21 protein-coding genes are annotated in these 22,623 nt (G+C 36.4%); 3 read left to right on the forward strand and 18 right to left on the reverse strand.

What is annotated here, in order from left to right:
* Position 1 precedes the first annotated feature (1 nt).
* The 16 genes from ISX59_RS04980 to ISX59_RS05055 all read right to left on the reverse strand — a co-directional run bounded on the left by ISX59_RS04980 (position 2) and on the right by ISX59_RS05055 (position 16,458).
* The gene (locus ISX59_RS04980) at positions 2-1,054 is read right to left on the reverse strand and encodes an NAD-dependent epimerase (protein ID WP_032540894.1); all 1,053 of its coding nucleotides are present in this window, start codon (positions 1,052-1,054) and stop codon (positions 2-4) included.
* Positions 1,051-2,181, reverse strand: coding sequence for a glycosyltransferase family 4 protein (locus ISX59_RS04985; protein WP_032540896.1), 1,131 nt, complete (start codon positions 2,179-2,181; stop codon positions 1,051-1,053). The genes ISX59_RS04980 and ISX59_RS04985 overlap by 4 nt, the downstream gene beginning before the upstream one ends.
* Positions 2,182-2,190: 9 nt before the next feature.
* On the reverse strand, positions 2,191-3,246 hold the full coding sequence (locus ISX59_RS04990) for a glycosyltransferase (protein ID WP_137570011.1): 1,056 nt from the start codon (positions 3,244-3,246) through the stop codon (positions 2,191-2,193).
* Between the two features lie 6 nt (positions 3,247-3,252).
* On the reverse strand, positions 3,253-4,053 hold the full coding sequence (locus tag ISX59_RS04995) for a glycosyltransferase family 2 protein (protein ID WP_137570010.1): 801 nt from the start codon (positions 4,051-4,053) through the stop codon (positions 3,253-3,255).
* A complete protein-coding gene (locus tag ISX59_RS05000) occupies positions 4,019-5,245 on the reverse strand; it encodes an O-antigen ligase family protein (RefSeq protein WP_220575714.1) in 1,227 nt (408 codons plus the stop codon). The genes ISX59_RS04995 and ISX59_RS05000 overlap by 35 nt, the downstream gene beginning before the upstream one ends.
* 8 nt (positions 5,246-5,253) lie before the next feature.
* Positions 5,254-6,504, reverse strand: coding sequence for an oligosaccharide flippase family protein (locus ISX59_RS05005; RefSeq protein WP_137570008.1), 1,251 nt, complete (start codon positions 6,502-6,504; stop codon positions 5,254-5,256).
* The gene (locus ISX59_RS05010; RefSeq protein WP_137570007.1) at positions 6,494-8,023 is read right to left on the reverse strand and encodes a hypothetical protein; all 1,530 of its coding nucleotides are present in this window, start codon (positions 8,021-8,023) and stop codon (positions 6,494-6,496) included. The genes ISX59_RS05005 and ISX59_RS05010 overlap by 11 nt, the downstream gene beginning before the upstream one ends.
* Before the next feature lie 4 nt (positions 8,024-8,027).
* Complete coding sequence (gene pseI / locus ISX59_RS05015; RefSeq protein ID WP_032539630.1) at positions 8,028-9,038, reverse strand: pseudaminic acid synthase; 1,011 nt, start codon at positions 9,036-9,038, stop codon at positions 8,028-8,030.
* Positions 9,039-9,043: 5 nt separating this feature from the next.
* Positions 9,044-10,177 carry an acetyl-CoA carboxylase biotin carboxylase subunit family protein gene (locus tag ISX59_RS05020; protein ID WP_032539631.1) on the reverse strand — a complete coding sequence of 378 codons (1,134 nt, stop codon included), beginning with the start codon at positions 10,175-10,177 and terminating at the stop codon, positions 9,044-9,046.
* Positions 10,174-11,136 carry a hypothetical protein gene (locus ISX59_RS05025; RefSeq protein WP_032539632.1) on the reverse strand — a complete coding sequence of 321 codons (963 nt, stop codon included), beginning with the start codon at positions 11,134-11,136 and terminating at the stop codon, positions 10,174-10,176. The genes ISX59_RS05020 and ISX59_RS05025 overlap by 4 nt, the downstream gene beginning before the upstream one ends.
* The gene (gene pseF / locus ISX59_RS05030) at positions 11,123-11,818 is read right to left on the reverse strand and encodes a pseudaminic acid cytidylyltransferase (protein ID WP_032539633.1); all 696 of its coding nucleotides are present in this window, start codon (positions 11,816-11,818) and stop codon (positions 11,123-11,125) included. The genes ISX59_RS05025 and pseF overlap by 14 nt, the downstream gene beginning before the upstream one ends.
* Positions 11,815-12,978, reverse strand: coding sequence for a UDP-4-amino-4,6-dideoxy-N-acetyl-beta-L-altrosamine transaminase (gene pseC / locus ISX59_RS05035; protein ID WP_032539634.1), 1,164 nt, complete (start codon positions 12,976-12,978; stop codon positions 11,815-11,817). Before pseC ends, pseF begins: the two co-directional genes overlap by 4 nt.
* A complete protein-coding gene (gene pseB, locus ISX59_RS05040; RefSeq protein ID WP_032539635.1) occupies positions 12,975-13,997 on the reverse strand; it encodes a UDP-N-acetylglucosamine 4,6-dehydratase (inverting) in 1,023 nt (340 codons plus the stop codon). The genes pseC and pseB overlap by 4 nt, the downstream gene beginning before the upstream one ends.
* A 21-nt stretch (positions 13,998-14,018) precedes the next feature.
* Positions 14,019-14,420 (reverse strand): UpxZ family transcription anti-terminator antagonist, encoded by a 402-nt coding sequence (locus ISX59_RS05045; RefSeq protein ID WP_032539636.1) that lies wholly within the window; start codon positions 14,418-14,420, stop codon positions 14,019-14,021.
* A gap of 183 nt (positions 14,421-14,603) precedes the next feature.
* A complete protein-coding gene (gene upcY / locus ISX59_RS05050) occupies positions 14,604-15,122 on the reverse strand; it encodes a capsular polysaccharide transcription antiterminator UpcY (RefSeq protein WP_032539637.1) in 519 nt (172 codons plus the stop codon).
* Between the two features lie 700 nt (positions 15,123-15,822).
* A complete protein-coding gene (locus ISX59_RS05055) occupies positions 15,823-16,458 on the reverse strand; it encodes a class I SAM-dependent methyltransferase (protein WP_005809936.1) in 636 nt (211 codons plus the stop codon).
* A 247-nt stretch (positions 16,459-16,705) separates the two neighbouring features.
* Between ISX59_RS05055 and ISX59_RS05060 the strand changes: the two genes are divergently transcribed.
* The 3 genes from ISX59_RS05060 (at position 16,706) to ISX59_RS05070 (ending at position 20,730) form a co-directional block, all read left to right on the forward strand.
* Positions 16,706-18,046 carry a DUF5690 family protein gene (locus tag ISX59_RS05060; RefSeq protein ID WP_220575715.1) on the forward strand — a complete coding sequence of 447 codons (1,341 nt, stop codon included), beginning with the start codon at positions 16,706-16,708 and terminating at the stop codon, positions 18,044-18,046.
* 43 nt (positions 18,047-18,089) lie between these two features.
* Entirely contained in the window at positions 18,090-19,601 is a 1,512-nt protein-coding gene (locus ISX59_RS05065; RefSeq protein WP_005809940.1) for a bifunctional ADP-dependent NAD(P)H-hydrate dehydratase/NAD(P)H-hydrate epimerase, read from the forward strand.
* 73 nt (positions 19,602-19,674) lie between these two features.
* Positions 19,675-20,730 (forward strand): DUF4831 family protein, encoded by a 1,056-nt coding sequence (locus ISX59_RS05070; RefSeq protein WP_005775831.1) that lies wholly within the window; start codon positions 19,675-19,677, stop codon positions 20,728-20,730.
* Positions 20,731-20,812: 82 nt separating this feature from the next.
* Here ISX59_RS05070 and ISX59_RS05075 read toward each other — a convergent pair whose 3' ends face one another.
* Together ISX59_RS05075 and ISX59_RS05080 are read right to left on the reverse strand one after the other, a co-directional pair.
* Positions 20,813-21,166, reverse strand: a complete 354-nt coding sequence (locus ISX59_RS05075) for a PqqD family protein (protein WP_005809943.1) — start codon at positions 21,164-21,166, stop codon at positions 20,813-20,815.
* 6 nt (positions 21,167-21,172) lie between these two features.
* A complete protein-coding gene (locus ISX59_RS05080; protein ID WP_005775829.1) occupies positions 21,173-22,561 on the reverse strand; it encodes an MFS transporter in 1,389 nt (462 codons plus the stop codon).
* Positions 22,562-22,623: the final 62 nt, after the last annotated feature.

The following is a 22,623-nucleotide window of genomic DNA, read 5'->3' on the forward strand; positions in this document are numbered from 1 at the left end:
ATTATAGATTATAAAATTCTTTATACCAACTTATTGTTTCCTTAACGCCCGTCTCCAAGGACGTATTGGGTTGAAAACCAATTTCCCGCGAAAGAGAAGAAGTATCCGCATAGGTCTGATACACATCTCCGGGCTGCATCGGAAGATAGATCTTGTCAGCTTCCCTCCCGATTGACATTTCTATAGCACGTATAAAATCCATCAATTTTACAGGATGGGAATTACCAATATTATAAATCTTATAGGGAGCACAGGACATGCTTGGATCCGCAACCTCAGCATCCCAGCACTGATTCCCTTCCGGAATAGAATCAGCCACTCTCAAGACACCTTCCACAATGTCATCTATATATGTAAAATCACGAAGCATGTTGCCATTGTTAAAGACCTTGATGGGGCGACCATGCAAGATAGCATCCGCAAATAGAAAAGGAGACATATCCGGTCTACCCCAAGGACCATATACCGTGAAGAAACGAAGACCCGTAGAAGGTATATTATATAAATGGCTATAAGTATGTGCCATAAGTTCATTGGACTTCTTGGTTGCGGCATACAGACTCACCGGATGGGCGATGCCATCTTTCTCTGAAAAAGGAACCTGTCCATTCAAACCATATACACTACTGGAACTGGCATAAACCAAATGTTTCACCTGACTGTGACGACAACCCTCGAGAACATTCAGAAAACCGTCTATATTGCTTTCAACATAAGCATATGGATTCTCAATGGAGTAGCGCACTCCCGCTTGTGCGGCCAAATTGATTACTACATCAAAATTCCCATTAGCAAACAGCATTTGCATAGCCTGCCTATCCTCGAGGTTCATCCGCACAAAACTAAATCGAGGATAAACATTACTCCGTGTGAACTTATACCATGACAGTTCAGATTGAGAAACACCTAAGCTCGAAAGGCGTCCATACTTTAAATTAATATCATAATACGAATTGATATTATCCAAGCCCACAACTTCATCCCCACGTTGCAAAAGACGCTTACAAACATGCGAACCTATAAATCCGGCAGCACCGGTTACCAATAATTTCATAAAGTTCCAGTAACTAATGTTCTATAAATATCCAAATGTTTCTTTATTACGTCATCAATAGAAAAGTCCTTCTCAGCCAGCTTTCGGGAATTACGTCCCATACTCTGTCTTACATCTTTATTTTCAAACAAAAAACTTAATCGGGAAGCCAACATATCACTGTCTTTTATGGGAATCAGATATCCATTATAGCCATCAATTACAGTCTCTTTACATCCTATCGAATTAGTAGTTATAATAGGCCGTCCTATAGCGGTTGCCTCAATCAAGGATTTAGGCAGTCCCTCCTTATAGTAAGAAGGGAAAGCGACAATATGGCAGCCCTTTAACAAATCCAAAACATCCGTCCGATAACCTAACCACTTGATATACTCCCCGTCACATACCTCTTGTAATTCACTTTCTTGTATTGCCATGGGATTGTCATCAAGTCCGCCACACAATAAGAACTGAACCTTACCCTGGTATTGCTCCCTAAGTTTTATAGCAGAATCTATCAAGATAAAGATACCTTTCTCTACAATCATACGAGCTGTTAACAGAACTTTGATCTTCCCCTCCTCCGGTTCAGGAGTATAATTATACTGGTTCAAGTCAACCCCGGATCCCTTAATTTTATAAGCTTGAGATTCCTTTATGATCTGATGTTTTAAAAACAATGACTTGTCTTCATCATTTTGAAAAATGACAGCGACATTATTACGGTGATGAGAAAAACGAAGTACTTTAGGAAGTAATTTCGAAATAATAGACCGGTTTCCCTCTGAAAAGAATATACCTAAACCGCTAACGGCATTAACGATCCCGTGGACATTAGCTAATTTCGCAGCCAAAGTGCCCCAAAGAATCGTTTTCAAACCGACATGATGCACAATATCCGGATTCTCACAACGATAAAGATGGTAAAGGAACCAACAAGTATGCAGTTCCTCTAACAGGTTTTGTCCCGAACGATTCATCGGTAAATCGATCACCTTCAGGCCAAGTGCCTCAATATCTTTCTTTTTTCCGGTATCCTTGGTTACGATAGTGACATTGTAACCAGACTTTTGAGCAGTTAGTGCAATATCTTTGCGATGAGAGAGAAAAAACCAATCAACGTTAACTACGATGAAAAGGTTATACATAAAGGAGTATTATTTATTAGAGTATAACATATTATATTTCATAGCTGTAATATTTATATCATATAGCTTAGAACGTTGAAAGCACTTACATGATATTTTATGATAATAATCCTCACTATTTAATAATAAATTAATTTTATAAACAAAATCATATCTATCACCATGTTTAAATAACAAGCCCGCATTTTCAACAACTTGTCTCAATCCTTCTACATCAGAAGCAACAATAGGCTTCCCTGCAGCCATAAACTCAACTGCAGTTAAACCAAAGCCTTCCCAATGAGATGATTGTATACCTATTAAGCAAGAAGAAATTAATTGAGGAATATCATTTCTCTTTCCTAAAAAATGAACTCTAGACTCCAAATGCATTTCTTTTACTAACGATTCATTAACATTACGAGTCTCTCCATCTCCAACTAAATATAAATGTACATCATCACGTAAAAGCTCCATTGCAGAAATTATAGTAAAATGATCTTTAGCTTTTGTAAACCTAGAAATCATAAGTAAATTAATGTTAGTTTTTGGTAATATAGACTCATATGATTTTCTAAATTTCTGTAAATCAACCCCATTTTCAACAACAATAAATTTAGATATTTTATTAAGATGTAACCATTGAAGTAGATTTATTTCCGTTTGATTACTTATAGAAATTATTTTATCATATGATCTATATACTTTTTGCTCTATAAATCTTAAATATTTTTTATTTCTTCTTTTATTACTGGTCGAATGCTCTGTATAAAAAAACCGACATCGTGTAAATTTTTGAACTAAAGCTCCCCAATATAAAGAAGGAAAAAGATGAATATGTATTATATCGAATTTTCTAACAATAAAAAACAGACGAACAAAAATCCACGGATTATATATACAATTAACATTCAAAGAATTAATAATAATTCCTTTTTCTTTAATATATTGTTCAAATATTGTATCTGTATTTTTAAAGACAAGTAGCGAAACTAAATTTTCTTTTGCAACTAATGGGAGTAAATCTGAAAGTAAGCGCTGTGCTCCCCCTACTTCAAGAGAAGAAATTACATGTAATATTTTCATAATTAACTAACCGTTCTTCAAGATTCTACGAAAATTCTTTTTTAAAATAGTTGCCATATTCAAAACAATAAACTTTCCCCACAAATAGTAATAATAATAACATCTTTCAAATAAAGAATAATCATAATACCGATTATTTTTCAAAACTCTTTCAACTTCCATTTCTATTTTCCCTGAAGCTGTAATAGATTCATTATGAATTCTAAATGCTAATATCTTCATACTATAATGACAAAATACCCCCTTAGAAAAAGCTCTCAAAATATAATCATAATCAGCCGCTGCAGAAAATGTATCATCAGCATACCCTCCCAAAGAATCAATTAATTCTTTTTTTATAAATATACTCTCATGACCAACAAAAGTCAATTTACGAGAAAACAAAAGTTGCTTATAATTTACATCAAATCGATATACACTTGACAATTTTTCACCTTGTGAGTTAACCTTTATTATATCAAAATACACTCCATCATATGCTTTTTTCTCCAAAAGACATTTTGAAACATCATCTAATACATTATCATGGATATAATAATCATCTGAATTTAAAACGGCGATATAGTCTCCAGTAGCCAAACTCATTCCCTTATTAATAGCATCATACATATTCCTATCTGGCTCAGAAATAAAATATGATATACATTTTTTATATTTATCTATTATTTTAATAGTGTTATCCTTGGACCCACCATCAATTAAAATATATTCAATGTTTGAATAATGCTGATTAATAACACTTAAAATAGTTTGTTCAATATACTTTTCACTATTATATGTAACAGTTATTATTGATAACTTTATCATAAACTTTTGAACGACTTAATATTGTAAAAAAAGATTCAACAAAAAAAAGAATAAAAAAATTTCCTAATAACAATGGCTCAGACATCAGAGAAATAATTATTACAAAGAAAAACAATCTCCTATTTAAAAATATATTTTGTCGATACAATATGCATAAGTAAATAACAGACATTGGAAGGCCACATTGAATTAACAACATGAGCAAAGAGTTAGTGTTTCCACGTTCATAAATCATATCCCCATCATAAATATTCAAATTCGCATATTTAGATAGATTAGTCATCGTCTGTACCTTTTTATATACTTCCATATCAAAACCAATTCCACAAATAGGATGTTGAATAACCATTTCAATGGCGTTCACCATATCATACATACGTAGTTGATATGACAAAGTATCTTTTTTTTCCCCGAAATTATTTACAAAAGCTAAAACTAAAGGAATCATCAGAATAAAGAAAAAAAGGCTTAACAAGAAAAATTTTATAGAAAAATGTGTATGAATACTAAAATAATAGAAGATATATAATATTAATAATAATCCCAACCCAGTAGTAGACATAGTTGACACAACTATTAAAGCGGGAAAAAGAGATTTCTTAAATGACTTTTTTTCGAATAAGTTATAAAAAACAAGTATATTCATATATATTTGCAAAATACCAGGTTCCCAAAACACTCCCTGATTTCTATAAATATTTACACCAAAAACATCTCTTAATGAAGAATAAAAAAATAAATTATAAAAAGTTTTACCATTCAATTCTTCAGTAGGAATTGAAACCAAATAATTTTCAATGAATGGAAAAATTAAAAAAGAAATTACAGCATGAAAAGCCAAAACATACAAACAGAAAATAATATCACGCTTTAAATCAAACCGTGTATTTTTATAATATAAAATCAACAGAAAGGTAGATACTATTCTTAAAAAGAATTTAATATAAAACCATATAGAGTTACCTGACTCACTTAATAGATAATTCAACAATAAAACTATAGAAACACATAATATCCCTACTAAAATCAATTTCATTGAAAAGCGGCTTACAATCGGAGCATTAGCCCAAAATGCCAAAGATAATATTACAATAAAAAGTGGAGATAAAATATTACCACACATTTGATGATAAACACTCCCACTAGTAAAGATAGTCAATATTACTAAAATATAATTTAAAAACTTCCCCAAGTTTATATTTATTTAGTGAGTATAAATGTATACACCATTACAAAAACAGAAAGAAACAAAGAAACTGCAAATCTAAGCCATGCGACACTTTCTAATGTCAAAAATTTATCTCTAAAAAGGAATAATACCCCCCAAAAAAGAAGGAGAGAAATGAATACAAAGATCAAATATAAAATATTCTTTCTAAGTGTACCAAAAATAACAGATGGCCCCATAGAAATAAATGTTATTCCTGTTAATATATTTATTTTAGCACTAGATATTCCATCACTATATAACGGTAAAAATGTATGAACTAATGGTGGTAAACAAATGTATGCTATTATAGAAATAGGAATTATAATAGCTGTAAATAACAATACTGATTTAACCCAAAATGGTCTTAATGAGTTAGCCACTTCTTTTTGTCCAAAAACAGAAGCCGCTTTAGGATACAAAAGAGTATTTAATAGAGTAGGAATAACAGTTAATGCACTTATTAGTAATCTAGAGAGAGTATATTCACCCATATTTTGTTTACCCAAATACGCTGCTATGTAAGTCTGATCTGCGATTGTAAATAAACTCCAGATATATCCTCCTAGTAATAATGGAAAACCTGTTTGAACCAATTCAATATATGCCTCCTTACTTTGTTCCCTTTTAAAGAAAAATGGAGAATATCTTCGTCTTAAAAAAAAGCCAATAACATATTTATTTGCATCTGCAAATAACTTTCCCCAAATGCCCCAAAAAACAGTGGATAACGAAAATAATAAATAACTAATATTTTCCCCTAAAACAATTTTCCCTAAAGTAGAAAATTCTTGACTACTTTTGAAAGTTACATCATAATGTGAATTTCTTGGTAGAAATATCATAATTACTAGTAAAAGAAAGTAGCTTCCATAAATTACATTAGAAGATGAAGATAACCCATCCCACATATTCCACCCTAATACCACACAAATAATAGATACAGAAATAATCGAAACTACTTTTGAAGTAATAAATGAAGTGTCAACCATTGACTGAACCTTATAATTTTTACCTTTAGATTTATAAAATGAAATATTTCTATTCAATCCATTAAAAACTCCTAATTGTATAAAACTTAAATAATTAACAATTAGCAACACGCTATTAATCACTCCCATCTCGTAAGGAGGAATATATTTGGCATTTATTAATCCAACAACAAAGCCAACAAAGGGTGTAATAAAACCAGATGAGAGAAATATTAATTCACTCTTATACCTAAAAAATAACTTAAAACTCATTCTCTGATTTTGGAATCACATATTTACAGGAAGATATATAGGAACACAAATAAATTGATATATTGAACATAAGCTTAAAAAGAAATTTACTATTACACACTCTCAAATAAGGATATAATTTTATTTTCCATTTAAATATTTTTATATATGATGGATTATAGTCCAATTTTGTTTGATGAATAATATTAGGTCTAAAAGATCTATCCAAAAAATAATAGCCCATTACTAATGTATTTTGTTTATCCGCAAAAGGCTTCAAATTTTCATCATCTATAAGAGTCCATAATTCATTTTTTGATTTAGGAATATAACATACATTCATATAATAATAAAAACTGCCTGATAATAAAATAACGGGTTTTCCCCAATAACTAGACTCCAACCCCATTGTTGAGCCAAAAACTATAACTTTCTCAGCATTATCCATTATATCATAAGTACTAATATCACTATCAGCACCAATCACAGTTATATTAGGATATTTTAAACTCAAATCATATAGTAATAAATGATATTGATAATGTACATTTTTTAAATTAGGATGAACCCTCAAATAAAAATGAACTGTCTGATTTTCTTTATAATGTTCAAGAATGCCTCTTATACCATCTATCTGGGATTTATATAAAGAAAGATTATCAAAATCTCTATCAACAGCTATAAATTCATCTTCAGAGCTATTGAAGATAGCTATATTTCTTTTAGTATCATCCCAATCTATCGGTAACTTCCCTTTAATTTGATTCTCAATATATACTTTATCACCAGCAATAATACCATTACGACGCTTCTCAAAAAAAGATTTTGCTTTCTCTTTTTTTATGCGATCACAATCTTTAGAATTATTCCAACATTCAAAAGCATAATTCGTATTTATAATTAAATTATGAGGCAACGCATTCTCAAAATACAACTTAATAAACTTCTCTTCACGACCTCCGTCAAATTCATATGTACGAACAGTTATGTTATTTCCAATGCATAAATCATACAGAGGTCTATTTTCAAAAAATCGTCCATTGAAAAGACAAACTAAATCCGGCTTTTCAAAATCAATCAATTTCTGAAAAGTATCAATGAGACTAACTTCCTGCTCTAAAATAGAATTAAAATATGCATAAAAGATATCATCTATTTTAGGATTTATATTTCTTGTTACAGTCACATATGAAGAAATAGCTGCATACCCTATCAATCCACCTTTATAATCAATTTTTTTAATATCATCTAGAGATTTATATCCATCAAACTTTACACTCTGTTTCTTTGTATAATAGTTAGAAAGTTTTTTTTGAATTACTGAGGCTCTCAAATTACGTAATCCAATGTAATTAGTTTGATTACAAATGTAACATAGCCCTCGATTACCCGATGGATTTTTCAAACATACATCGTTATATCTGGAACAAGTAACAAAGACAACACTATCACCTTGATCTGCAAATCGGTTGGCTTCATCAAGTAAAATTCCAAAGTGAGGATTTAAAATAGAACTTGTACTATAAAAAACAACTTTCATGTCCTTATTCAAAAATATCAAATGTTACACGATCCCCTTTGCTCACTTGTCTCTTCATTTTACGCCCAATTAATTCTTTTATATATTTGGGATGTAATCCATATCCAGGTCTTACAGAACGAACATTCTCTTCTGTTATAATATCACCCACTTTCATGTCTTCAGCAACATATAATGAACGACAAAATTCCCTCCCAGATTTCATTTTGTCTGTCAATTCATAAGAAACCACACCAATTGACTGCTCAGCTATACGAATATCTTCCACCATTTGGCCAAAATGCTTTTCATCCATGGAGAAAGATGCGTCAGGACCACCTATAGAGGCATCTATTATAAAGTGCTTTTCAAGCATAACTGCACCATACGAAACTGCAACGATTGGTGCTAAGCTTCCAATCGTATGATCAGACAGTCCCGCCTTCACTCCAAAACGCTCTGATAAATCTTTGATCATACATAAATTGGCTTCTTTTATAGGGGCCGGATACGATGAAGTACATTTCAATAAAGTGATATCACTATTACCTACAGCACGACAAGTTTCCACGGCCAGTTGGATGTCCTCCTGCATAGCAATCCCTGTAGAAATAACAATCGGTTTCATTGTTCGGGCAGCATATTCTATCAGAGGTATATCTGTTATTTCAAAAGATGCTATCTTATAAATAGGATTATTCAAGCCTTCAAGAAAATCAACAGCTGTTTTATCAAACGGAGAAGAAAAACAAACCAGTCCCTCCTCTTGGGCAACATGAAAAAGTTCTTCATGCCATTCCCAAGGAGTATAAGCTTGTTTATAAAGATCATACAGATAGCCACCGTCCCAGATAGTTCCTTGTTTTATCTTAAAATCTTCACTCTTACAATCTAACGTAATAGTATCTGCTGTATAAGTCTGTAGTTTAATGGCATCAGCTCCAGCACGTTTTGCAGCTTTAATAGTCTCTATTGCAACTTGCTTATTTCCATTATGATTGGCTGACATCTCAGCCACTATGAAACATTTACTCATATTTTCTATTTTATTTTATCTAAAATCGACTCTAATTCCGCCAAAGTATCCGTACTAAAAATAATGTACCCTAAACGGTCTAGAGAACTCTTTATTAACGTTTTTGAATAAGGACGGATATCATATCGACTGATATGGGTATCATGCGATTCTATAAATTCCACGCAACGAGTATAATTCTGTGGATTCAAAAACTGCACACAGGAATAGCGAGACCTCTTTTTAGTGACATCGATCGTTTCACCCAACGATATTTTAACTAAATTCCCAAGCATATCTACACCGGTCGAAAGAGGAACTAAATCCGATGTTATATAGTCTCCCCCCAAACGGCATGCAATCTCTATGATGAAAGCTCCTCCGGAATTCAACTTTACTTCTGTATGTGACGGGCAATTATCTAAACCTATAATATTTATAGCCTTTATAACCTCTGCGGCAATAATTTCATATTCATCAGCAGTTATACGGGCTGGTTCAATATGCGTATCTTCTACAAAAAAGCCTTCATCCTCACCTATTATTAGCTTTTCCGTAACAGCTATAATGGAAGTTCTTCCTTTTTGAGTAAATGTTTCCACACTAAATTCACGCCCATCAATAAAATCCTCAATCAGAACCTGTCCTTTTTTTGAATAGCTCAAAGCTAAATCAAAAGCATCTTTCAATTGTACCAAACTGTCTACACGCTGAACCCCACGGCTAGCTGATGAATCGACAGGTTTTACCACATAAGGAAATTCTTGATATAAGGACAAATCTGTTTGTTGATCGCATAAATAAAAAGCAGGAGTATGAACACCACTTCTCAAAAAGAGTTCTCGCTGCAAGTATTTATTCGTACAAATTTTAGCTACATCTTCAGGCATTGCTGATAGATGTAGTTTTTTAGATATTGATGCAACGACATTTACAGGATAATCTGAGGTTGTTAAGACTCCATCAAGATTATTTTTTTCAGCATATTCCATGAGTTTCTCAATATCCAGTGTACTTACAATCAACTGTTCATCAGAAAACTCAAAACCTGGAGCATTAGAATCCATATCGGCAACAATTGCCAAAGCTCCCATTTGTCTTGTTTTAACTATAATAGGGATTTGCATCTCTCCTGCTCCCAGTATTAAAACTTTTTTCATAATAAGGAAGAAAATATACTCATTATTTCACTTTTACAATCAGAATACTTAATTACATATGGATTCAGTTTTCCTCCACCGGCAAATAAAGAAATTATTTTTGCTTCAAAATCATTTTGTTTCAAATCTCCCAACGGATAAATAGCATTTATTTGGCACAGATATTCATATAAAGCAATTTGATTATTAACATAATAGCCGGAAGCAACAGGTATTCCTATAGCAAAGGCTTCTAAACACATGGTGCTTGCTGATAAAAAAGCAGCATCACTATTTTGATATAAATAAACTAATTCGGAGGCACTAATTCCAATATGAATATTTATAGAACTATTCTGAAAGAAGCGAGAATCTATCACAACTTGATTTCCAGTAACTACATTTATAGAAATAGGGAATTGAACTAGAACATCTAATAAACGATTCATTAAATGACAAGGATCTGCCCCTCCTAAACTCAATACAATATTTTGTAAACTATCATGTCCCTGCCAAGTATTCCCATTCAAGAATGGAGAACGTAAGAAAGCCCATTCCAGCCCAATATATAATCGAGTATATGGTTCTAAAGAAAACAAAGAGGACTTTACAGGATCTGGACAAAATATAACATCAGCCCAATAATGTTTGTCATGCATTTCATCAATGCAAACCAAAAAGCAACCTTTATCTTTGATCGTTTTTTGGTATTCAGATGTAAAGTAATAATTATCTAAAACAACAATCTCATTTCCAGATAAAAGAGACAAAAACTCAGTCCAATGATTTTTCTCAGACAACACTATAGCAGGACAAATCTTACTAATTTCTTCCCTTTGATATTCTGTTGGATTGACTGTAGCGAAATAACAATTATAGCTATTACACAATAAATCTGCTAAAGCTAATGTCCGAATAAAATGACCATACCCTATTTGAGCATTAGCATCAGCACGAAAATAAATATTAGGAATTTTCATTCCTTAATAATTTAAATTTCATTTCTGCAAGAATCCAATCTGTAAAGGTATCTAAATCTTGTACCTCCAGCTCACTCAATATTACTGCACCTGTATTTTCTCCCCAAAAATCATTATATTTTAAGAAAGCATCTACCGTAGCAATATAAAATTGTCCTGCATCATGATATACAACTTCTAAATCTTGAGAACGGGTATTCAAGTATTCAGGCCATAACATCATCACTCTTTCACTTTTAATAGATAACGAACGTTGGATAGGATAAGAATATTGAACTAACGTAAACGCTGAATCAAATTTCTTACTATTAATAAGTTCCATAGCCTCTATTAGTTTTACTGGAGAGATAAATGGGGCTGTCGCATATATACAGCAAACCGAATCGTACATTTTTCCTAATTTCTCATAATTATACAAAACTTCTTTTATCACATCAGAAGTTGTAGCATAATCATCAGCAGCCCTTTTTGACCGCATAAATGGAACATTAGCCCCATATTGTTTTGCCACTTCAGCTATTTCTTCATCATCTGTTGAAACCATTACCTCATCGAATATGCCTGACTGTAATGCCGCCTCAATGGAATAAGCAATAATGGGCTTACCCATAAAGGGCTTAATATTTTTCCGAGGAATACGTTTACTACCTCCCCTTGCAGGAATTATTGCCAAATTTTTCATTTTCTCACAAATTCTATCACTTTATGAATCACATATTCCTGTTCTTCATCTGTCAAAGTTGGATACATAGGCAAACTTAAACAATGCTCATAATATTCTTCAACAACAGGCAAGCTTCCCTTTTTATTTCCGAATTGCTGATAATAAGGCATCAAATGTAAAGGAGCATAATGGACCTGTGCATAGATATTATTATCATGCAAATAGTTATATAATCCCAAACGATCTGCCACTTGGATAATATAAAGGTGATAAGCGTGGAAAATGTCACGATCCACATGAGGTGTACAAATACCTTCTAGCTGGGAAAAAGCCTCAGTATAGCGTTGAGCTATCTCCTGACGACGTGCCAGACCTGAATCAGCACGCTTCAGTTGAGAAATGCCTAAAGCGGCCTGAAAATCAGTGAGCCGATAATTATAACCTAATTCTTGCATCTCATAATACCAACCACCATGATGCTCTTGAAGTAAATCAGGATTTTTTATAATACCATGCGTACGGTAAAGACACAGTCGGTCATATAACTCTTTGTTATTAGTAGTCACCATCCCCCCTTCACCCGTAGCAATATGTTTTACAGGATGGAATGAGAAAACTGAAACATCGGCAAAAGAACCATTCCCACAATACTGTTTCTGCCCATTACCATCTACAAAATATCCACCCGGAGCATGACAAGCATCCTCTATGATCCAGAGCCCATACTCATCTGCTAACCTGCGAAAAGTCTCCATCTGCAAAGGATACCCGGCGAAATCGACCGGAACAATTCCCTTATAAGTCCCTTTGGGAGACAATTGAAGTAAAGATTCAAGTTTGTGAATATCCATAAGATAAGTATCCTTATCAATATCACAGAAAACAACCTCACCACCACAGTAACGAATACAATTAGCACTCGCCGCAAAAGTCATGGGAGTAACAATTACTTTATCACCGGGACGGACATCCAATGCAGTAGCCGATAAATGGAGACCAGAAGTAGCATTATTTACGGCCACAGCATATTTGGCACCTACATATTCTGCGAAAGCTGCCTCAAACTCCTTAATCTTAGGCCCTTGAGTCAAATAATCAGATTTCAAGGTTTCAATAACAGCCTGTATATCCCCGTCTGTTATACACTGGCGACCATAAGGAATAGGTTTACTGATCATTTGACTTCAAAATTTGGATCCACATATTTCTTTATATTTTCACGCATGCTCTCCACCGTTTCCCATTCCTCGTTTTTATCTGAACTATAATGGAAATCACCGGGAACAGCAACGGCATGATGATGGAGGATATAATCCTCTTTACTATAATTAAACGACACTGAGGGAAGTATCGCATAATAACGGCCTAAGTCAATAGTATTCAAGGCATCCGTTGCCGTAATCATTTCTTCATGGAGTTTTTCACCCGGACGAATACCAACTTCAACCGAAGGAAGGTTGGGAGCAATAGCCTTGGCTACATCCACAATGTGGTAGGAGGGGATTTTAGGGATGAATATTTCACCGCCTAAATGATGTCCGATAGCAAACATCACCAAATCCACACCGGCTTGAAGAGAAATATTAAAGCGGGTCATTTTCATATCGGTTATAGGCAATTCTGTTGCTCCATTATCCCTCTTGCTTATAAAAAAGGGAATAACAGAACCACGTGAACCCATTACATTACCATAACGAACGACTGAAAACTTAATATCTTTTGCACCTTTTATATTATTCGCAGAAACAAACAACTTATCAGATGTAAGTTTAGTAGCACCGTACAGATTAATAGGAGCGCAAGCTTTATCCGTAGAAAGAGCTACAACATGCTTAACGCCTGTTTGCAATGCTGCATTTATTACATTCTGAGCGCCATGAACATTCGTTTTAATACATTCTTCCGGATTATATTCCGCTGTATCAACTTGCTTGATTGCGGCCGCATGGATAATCACGTCAATACCTTCACAAGCACGCTTCAAGCGTTCACCATCACGAACATCACCTATAAAAAAGCGGAGTTGAGGATATTTAGATTCCGGATATTTTTGTTTAAGTTCAAATTGCTTCAACTCATCACGAGAATAGATGACAATTCTTGTAACATGTGGATAATCCCGAAGGATTGTTTCCACAAACTTCTTACCGAAGGAACCTGTTCCACCGGTAATTAAAACAGACTTATTATTTAACATGCCAAATGTTTATATGTAAGATTAATTATTTTTCATCATTCTTTCTATGTTTTTCTTAGCTTCTCCTATTATCTCTTCATCCCCCGTCTGCTCAAAGCACTCCAACAGTAATTGACATTTCAAAACAGAGGCAGGAAGTTTCTCTAAAACAGCCATTGAACGATCCAACAACTCTTGAATAACCTGTTCATTCTCAGAGGAGAAATTAAACAGCATGGTATTGTAACCTTTGAATAAAGTAACAAGTATTTCCGCCTCTTCTTCGGGGGATTCTCCTTTCTGAAGAAGGAGATCGGCACACAAGTTACGGAGTTCCTGATTTAACGCAGTAAGTTCATTCACATAGACAGGAGTACCGTCCTCGCCATACTCCAAGAGTTTCTTCACTACGGAGGACACAGAATTACACAGAGAATTTTTCATTTTAAAAAGGAATGAATTATGATTCGTCGATTCTTTTTCGGTTTTTATTTGTATAGAAGAGTAATAATATCCAATAGAATTGTGTCTAATGACGTAACGGGACATTACATATATTGTTATTACCCGTTACATATATTGTTATCGCCATTACATATAATGGCATTTTCTTTACATTTATAGTTTTTATTTATCCTTTCGGACGTAACTGGCCGGAATAGTCACCATAGCGCTACCGAACATATCGATACGCACTAAAATGTGATATTTATTATTGTAACGGACCAACTCACCACGCAAGCCCTGCAAGTCACCTTTAGCTACTACTACACGAGTTCCCTGAGGAATGGTTTCACCGGTCAGAATAACTTGATCATGGGAATAATCGAGCATATAACGAAAATCGGCCATCTGCCTATCAGGGATACAGGTAGGAGCCCCGGTGGAACGATCACGAAGGAAATCGTATACATTCAGTGTGCTTCGGACGGCGGCCATTTCCTGACGGGAGATATGAACGAAAACCATACGGGGCAACAAAAGGCGCTCACGCTCAATGCGTTTTCCTTCACGCTCTATGACACGGTTTTGTACAGGAAGAAAGGTATCTACCTCCTGCAATTGAAAATAATCCCGAACTTTACGTTCTGAGTTAGTTCGTGTCAGTACGACATACCAATGTTTATCGCTATCTGTTGTCTCCAAGACTACGTTCGTAAGAAAAAGTTTCAGTAATGACTAAGGATGAAAATTTGTTAAAAACAGAAATATTCAAAAAACACGCCTTATTTTCAGCAATTTACAAATTAAGTTTTTTAATGATTGGATATAGAAAAAGTATTCGCATCAGATTTGAGAACCATCTGATACGTTGAATTATTTTATTTGAAATATATATTCGATTCAAAAAAGAGTATTCACACGCATATATATTTTCGGTTGCAAAGGTAAAACCTTCTTTCGAGTCTCCAAAACTTTTCACAGATTATTTTCACAAAACATGGCTATACCCATGTAAATCAAAAGTATAATTCAAATCTTCATAAAGAAGGGAAGTACTATAATATATGTATTATAGAAAAATATAAAAACAAGTATTTAATTAAGTAACAAGAAGTATTAATGCTAACTTGATAAATTGACAACTTCATATTTTAAATGTAAAAGGATGATTCTACCTGAACTAAACAACAAACATATAATCATCTGATTTCCTGCAAACAGGGTATTAATAAAATGATTATAGGAAGTTAACTTTAACACAGTGTTAAAGTTAACTTCGTAACCATAGGATATTAACTTCATAAAAATACGAAGTTAATAAGTTATCGGCAAGCAATTAAACTTCTCTTCTTACCATTAACATTGTTAATACATTCAGTAGTAAGCTAACCATCGGTATCCTTTACAACTGCATCATTTTCTTATGCCCTATTATACATAATTCCTCTTTTCTGCGGCGGTACATGGCTATATTGGTAAAACCGGCATTAACAAGAATAGTCTTCAGCTGATCATCGGAATACACCACCATTCCTTCGACACGACTGGTCCATACTTCATTCGTCGGATCACTCATTTCACAACAGATAAGAAATGCTCCGCCAGGCTTCAAGACACGTGCCACTTCAGTAAAAGTATGCTGTAAGTCACTCCAGAAGTAAATGGTCTCAAAAGCGGTGACCACATTAAAACTGTGATCGGAATATGGAAGTTGATCGACACTCCCCTGCTCTACAAAACAACGTGTACCAAGTTGCCTTCTGTTTCTTTTTCGTGCAAAAGCAACACTTTCCGGTGAAATGTCTATGCCAAAAGCCTTACCTTGCGGGCAATATTTGAGGATTTGCGCCAGGTTGGCACCACCGCCGCAACCTATATCAAGCACGTTCCATCCCTGATGCCACTCCATACAAGACATTCCCCAATGAGCCAACGAAGCATGTCCCTGATTCATTCCCCAGAGTATCATTCTTCCAAAGAATCCTTCGGGTTTACGGACATTCTGCAAGATTCTGTTAATAAGGCTTTTCCTTTTCATTTATTATTTGTTTTGGTTTCACAAACAAAGTTACAGATTCCATATAAACAGGCAATACCTAAAAGTAGGGAATTTATTCGATAGAAGCACAGTATGAATTTCGTTTCTATTTCATAAATATTACATAAACATTACAACATAACTCTTTCATTATCAATATCTATTAATAATAAATATTCATATATTCAGTAACAGGTCTGTAATACGAGGGACCTATTTTTGCGCCAGAAAACAACAAGCAGATGTTATGGACAATGTACAACAAGTAAAAACTAATTCACAAAAGAAACTTTCCGATTTCCTTTTCATTCTTTGGGCAGGTGGTGCTGCATTGCTCTCCTACTCACTGGTTTATGCACTAAGAAAACCTTATACGGCTGCCGGATTCGATGGACTTGAGGCATTTGGAATGGATTATAAAGTAGTGGTCACTATCGCACAGATATTAGGATACGTACTTTCCAAGTTCATTGGGATCAAACTCATTTCAGAATTGAAACGGGAAAACCGGATGAAATTCATCCTGATCTCCATTGTACTGGCAGAAGCTTCGTTGATACTGTTCGGACTACTACCTGCACCTTATAATATAGGAGCTATGTTTCTGAACGGTCTTTCATTGGGATGTATGTGGGGAATCATTTTTAGTTTTATAGAAGGACGCCGCATGACGGACATACTCGCCAGCCTGTTGGGTGTCAGTATGGTTATCAGCTCGGGAACAGCTAAGTCCGCCGGCTTGTTTGTTATGGACACTTTAAACATAAGTGAATTCTGGATGCCGGCTCTGATCGGAGGTATTGCTTTACCCATACTCGCCCTATTGGGTTATTCTCTGAACCGGCTCCCACAACCCACGGCCGAAGATATCGCCATGAAATCGAAACGGGAAACACTGAACGGCAAACAGCGTTGGGATATCTTCAAGAATTTTATGCCTTTTCTCACCCTGCTCTTCATTGCCAATGTAGTATTGACAATCTTAAGGGATATCAAAGAAGACTTCCTGGTGAAGATTATCGATGTATCCCAATACTCTTCGTGGATGTTTGCTCAGGTAGACAGCGTAGTAACTATCATTATCCTTGTCATTTTCGGGTTGATGGTTTTTGTACGAAGCAACTTGAAAGCATTATCGATATTACTGGGATTGATCATCATCAGCATGGTAGTGATGGCAGTGGTTTCATTTGGTTACGAACAATTGCAATTAAACACTATTGTCTGGTTATTCATTCAGAGCCTCTGTCTTTATCTGGCTTTTCTCACTTTTCAGACCATTTTCTTCGACCGATTCATCGCATGCTTTAAAATCCGGGGTAATGTAGGTTTCTTTATTGCCATGAATGATTTTCTCGGTTATACGGGTACGGTTATCGTATTGGCTGTCAAGGAATTCTTTTCACCTGACATTAACTGGACTGCTTTCTACAACCTGATGGCCGGCTATGTAGGAGTGATTTGTTTTGTCGCTTTCGTATGTTCATTTATCTATCTGCATCAACGTTATCGTAGAGAGAACTACGGAAAAACAGGCGTATTCAGAAAAAAAGAAGAAGAAAAAGAAGTTCCTGATTTCGTATATTAATTGCTATCTTTGTGGGTCAAAAAACTTAAAATAAAAGTTCACCATGAAGATTTTTCCAAGTAGCAGCATCAAAAAACTGGATGCTTACACCATAGAACATGAACCGATTGCATCGATCGACCTGATGGAACGGGCAGCGCAGGCACTGACAAAAGCCATCACTGAACGTTGGGACATCACAACTCCTGTCACGGTATTTGCGGGACCGGGTAATAACGGCGGAGATGCCCTTGCCGTGGCCCGCATGCTGGCGGAAAAGGAATATAAGGTTGAAGCCTATCTGTTCAACCCGAAAGGAGAACTGTCAGCCGACTGTCAGACCAACAAAGAGTTGGTGGAAATGATGGATAATGTGAAGTTCAGTGAAGTAAGCACACAATTTGTACCTCCTACCCTGACAATGGATCATTTGGTAGTGGACGGACTTTTTGGTTCGGGACTCAATAAACCGTTAAGCGGCGGTTTCGCGGCTGTAGTGAAATATATCAATGCATCGCCTGCTACAGTGGTTGCTATCGACATCCCTTCGGGATTGATGGGAGAAGAAAACACATTTAACGTAAAAGCCAATATCATCCATGCCCATCTGACACTGAGCCTGCAATTGCCCAAACTGGCTTTTCTCTTCGCAGAGAATGCCGAATTCGTTGGTGAATGGAAATTGCTGGATATCAACCTCAGCCATGAAGCCATCGAAGAAACAGAAAGCAATTATGCCTTATTGGAAGCAGAAGAGATACATGCTTTGATCAAACCCCGCAGCCCCTTTTCACACAAAGGAAATTTCGGACACGCCTTGCTGATTGCCGGATCGTATGGTATGGCAGGGGCTTCGGTGCTGGCGGCCCGTGCCTGTATGCGTTCGGGGGTAGGATTGCTGACTGTACACGCACCCATGCGTAACAATGACATCCTACAGATTTCCGTCCCGGAAGCAATTGTCGAACTCGATGCCAGTGATTCCTGCTTTGCTTTTCCCACAGATACAGATGACTATCAGGCGGTAGGTATCGGTCCGGGAATCGGACGCTCAGAAGAAACAGAAGCCGCATTGCTCGAGCAACTCAGTGGATGCCAGACTCCTTTGGTGCTGGATGCCGATGCACTGAATATATTAGCCAACCACCGCCATGCACTGACCACGCTCCCCAAAGGCTCCATCCTGACCCCTCACCCCAAGGAGCTGGAACGTATGGTGGGCAAATGCCAGAATTCGTACGAGCGACTGATGAAAGCTTGTGAACTGGCTCGTACCGCTAAAGTACATATTATATTAAAAGGAGCTTATTCAGCAATTATCACCCCTTCGGGCAAATGTTATTTCAACTCCACAGGTAATCCGGGCATGGCGACAGCCGGAAGTGGAGATGTATTGACGGGTGTCGTACTGGCTTTACTGACACAGGGATACCCGGCTGAAGAAGCAGCTAAAATAGGTACTTACGTACACGGTCTGGCCGGCGATTTCGCACGCAAAAAGCAGGGCGTTATCGGTATGACAGCCGGAGATATTGTCAATTATCTGCCAATGGCCTGGCGTCTGGTAAGCGAATAAAGGTTAACAACTTATGATTTTCCAAATAACTTCATTAACTTTGTTTTTTAAACCAGTTAAAATAAACCGGAAAATGAAAAAGCTAATTATACTGACAGGACTGTTACTTTCTGCCTCGGCATATGCCCAGACAGAAGTTACAGCGGGAGTTACCCGGGGAAAAGATTACGGGGTGACCTATGCACTTCCTAAAACAGCAATCGACATTGAAGTCAAAGCCAATAAAGTGACATACACTCCGGGAGAATTCAGCAAATATGCCGACCGTTATCTGCGGCTGACCGATGTGTCGGGAGAGCCTCAGGAATATTGGGAACTGGTCAGCGTCAAAGCCAAATCTGTCGGTATCCCCGATAGTGACCATACCTATTTCGTCAAACTGAAGGATAAAACAGTGGCTCCGTTGATAGAGTTGACCGAAGACGGTATTGTTAAATCGATCAATGTACCGTTAAGTCCGAAGAAGTCTGCACCTATACAACCAGCCACTACGCTGAGAAAAAAAGTAAATCCACGCGATTTTCTGACAGAAGAGATTCTGATGGCAGGTTCTACAGCTAAAATGGCTGAATTGGTCGCCAAAGAAATCTACAACATCCGCGAAAGCAAAAACGCCTTAGTACGCGGACAGGCAGACAACATGCCTAAAGACGGAGAACAACTGAAGATAATGCTTGCCAACCTGGAAGAACAGGAAGCTGCCATGACCGAAATGTTCTCAGGTACACTGAATAAAGACGAGCGGATATTTACTATCCGCCTGAATCCAGAAAAAGAGATGGATAACGAAGTGGCCTTCCGCTTTTCCAGGAAACTGGGTATAGTTGCCAATAATGACCTGGCAGGAGAACCGGTTTACATTACTCTGAAAAATCTGAAAACAGTCAATGTACCGGAAGACGATGGCAAAAAGAAAGTAGACGGCATAGCTTATAACGTGCCCGGTAAGGCGCAAGTGACGCTTATAGAAGGAAAAAAAGAATGGTTTAACGGTGAACTTCCCGTTACACAGTTCGGAACAATTGAATATCTGGCTCCGGCTCTTTTCAATAAAAAATCGACCGTACAAGTTACTTTCAATCCGGCTACAGGAGGATTGATTAAAGTAGATAGGGAAGAAGGAGAATAAAACTGATAAAAAAACTCCGGCTGATCTATACAGGTCAGTCGGAGTTTTTTTTATTTTCTTAAATTGTGCTTTTCAAACACCGTCAGTTTGTAACTGCTAATTTCACAAATCCGTCCTTCTGCAACTGGGTGATATAAGCAGTAATACGCGATTCGTAATTTTCTTCGTGATCGAAATGCTCTGCAAGTTCTTCAATAATCTGGCGTACGGTCCGCTTCCCGTCAATTAACTCCCATACGGCAGTACCATGTTCTTCCAGCCGGACATGAATATCCGGAGACATTCCTTTGGGCAATAAAAAACGCCGCATCCATTCATATTTAAACCGGGGGAAAGCAATGGTAACGGTACCATCGCTTCCCTTTTCGGCTGTAATATTCTCACTACGGAAAGGAATTACATCCAGAAGATTTATTTTCTCTTTCGCGTCTGCCATATTCTGTTATTTCTTAATATTCGCTTCCTGCAATCCGTATCCCTTCTTCTTATCTTCAGCTTTCAGCATCAAAGCCACAATCAGTGCCAAAACACCAAAACAAGCAAAGATAGACATAGGCAAAGTATAATCATAGGTCTGTGCACCATCTACAACGGGACCTTTGCAATAAGTATTCAGTACCCATCCGATCAACAAAGGAACACCCATCAATCCCCAGTTCTGTACCCAGAAAATCAGGGCATAGGCTGTACCCAGTTGTTTCTCCGGAATAATTTTCGGAACAGAAGGCCACATGGCCGAAGGCACCAGTGAGAAGGCAATACCCAGAATTATCATAATTACAGTGGCAAACCACCATACATTAAGGATAGGAAGCGCAAACAAAGTATGTACGCCAATCAACATAACGGCACCGATAATCATCAATGTAGCTCCCTTACCGATACGGTCATAAAGAGTACCAAACAACGGAGTCAGGAAGATGGTCCCTATCGGTAGTAATCCTGGGATATTTCCGGCCAATTTAGGATCTACGTTATACTTCTGCACCATCAAGTCGGTTGCATATTTAATAAAGGGGAAGACAGCGGAATAGAACAATACACACAATAAAGCAATCAACCAGAATCCCTTATTAGTAACAATAAGCATAACATCCTTCATACGGAACGGTTCCTCCGGTTCTTCTCCCTGAGCATCTAAAGAAGCATCAAGTTTCTTATCATAAAAGGTATAGATAAAGAAGGCGATAGTACCGATGCACAGCATAATCAGACACAACAAAATAGGCATCGGAATATTGGTATGGAAACTGCCACTTTCATCCGTATAGCCAAAATAATCGGCAATAGGAACAGTAAGTACCATTGCCAAAGTAGTACCGATACGCGCGGTTGCCATCTCAAGTCCCATGGCTAAAGCCATCTCTTTGCCCTTAAACCATTTTACAATAATCTTGGAAACCGTGATACCTGCAATCTCTACACCTACACCAAAGATAGCATATCCTAAAGCAGCCAGAAAGACCTGAGTTTTGAAGCCCATAATCAAAGCGCCTTCGGGGAAAGTTGTAGAAATAGCATAATATTTCAGTCCACAACCCAGCACCATCAGTATACAGGCTCCCATTCCGGTGAAACGAACTCCCATCTTATCGAGAATGATACCACCAAAAATCAACATCAGCAGGAATACATTAAACCACCCGTAAGCGCTGGTAAAGAATCCATAATCCAAACTATCCCAAAGGAGCTCTTTTTCGAGCATGGGTTTCAAAGGAGACATTACGTCAGTAAGGAAATAGCCGCAAAGCATAGTAAAAGCGACCAGAGCGAGCACACTCCAACGAAGTGTTTTGGAGTCACTCAGTTTGTTTCTCAATTGTTCTGTCATTGTAATATTTAAACTCAGAAGTTAGTAAAAGTGTTATAGCGAACAAAGGTAACTAAATCCGC

Origin of the sequence: Bacteroides sp. FSHCM14E1 (genome assembly GCF_019633785.1) — a bacterium.
Classification (GTDB): domain Bacteria; phylum Bacteroidota; class Bacteroidia; order Bacteroidales; family Bacteroidaceae; genus Bacteroides; species Bacteroides hominis.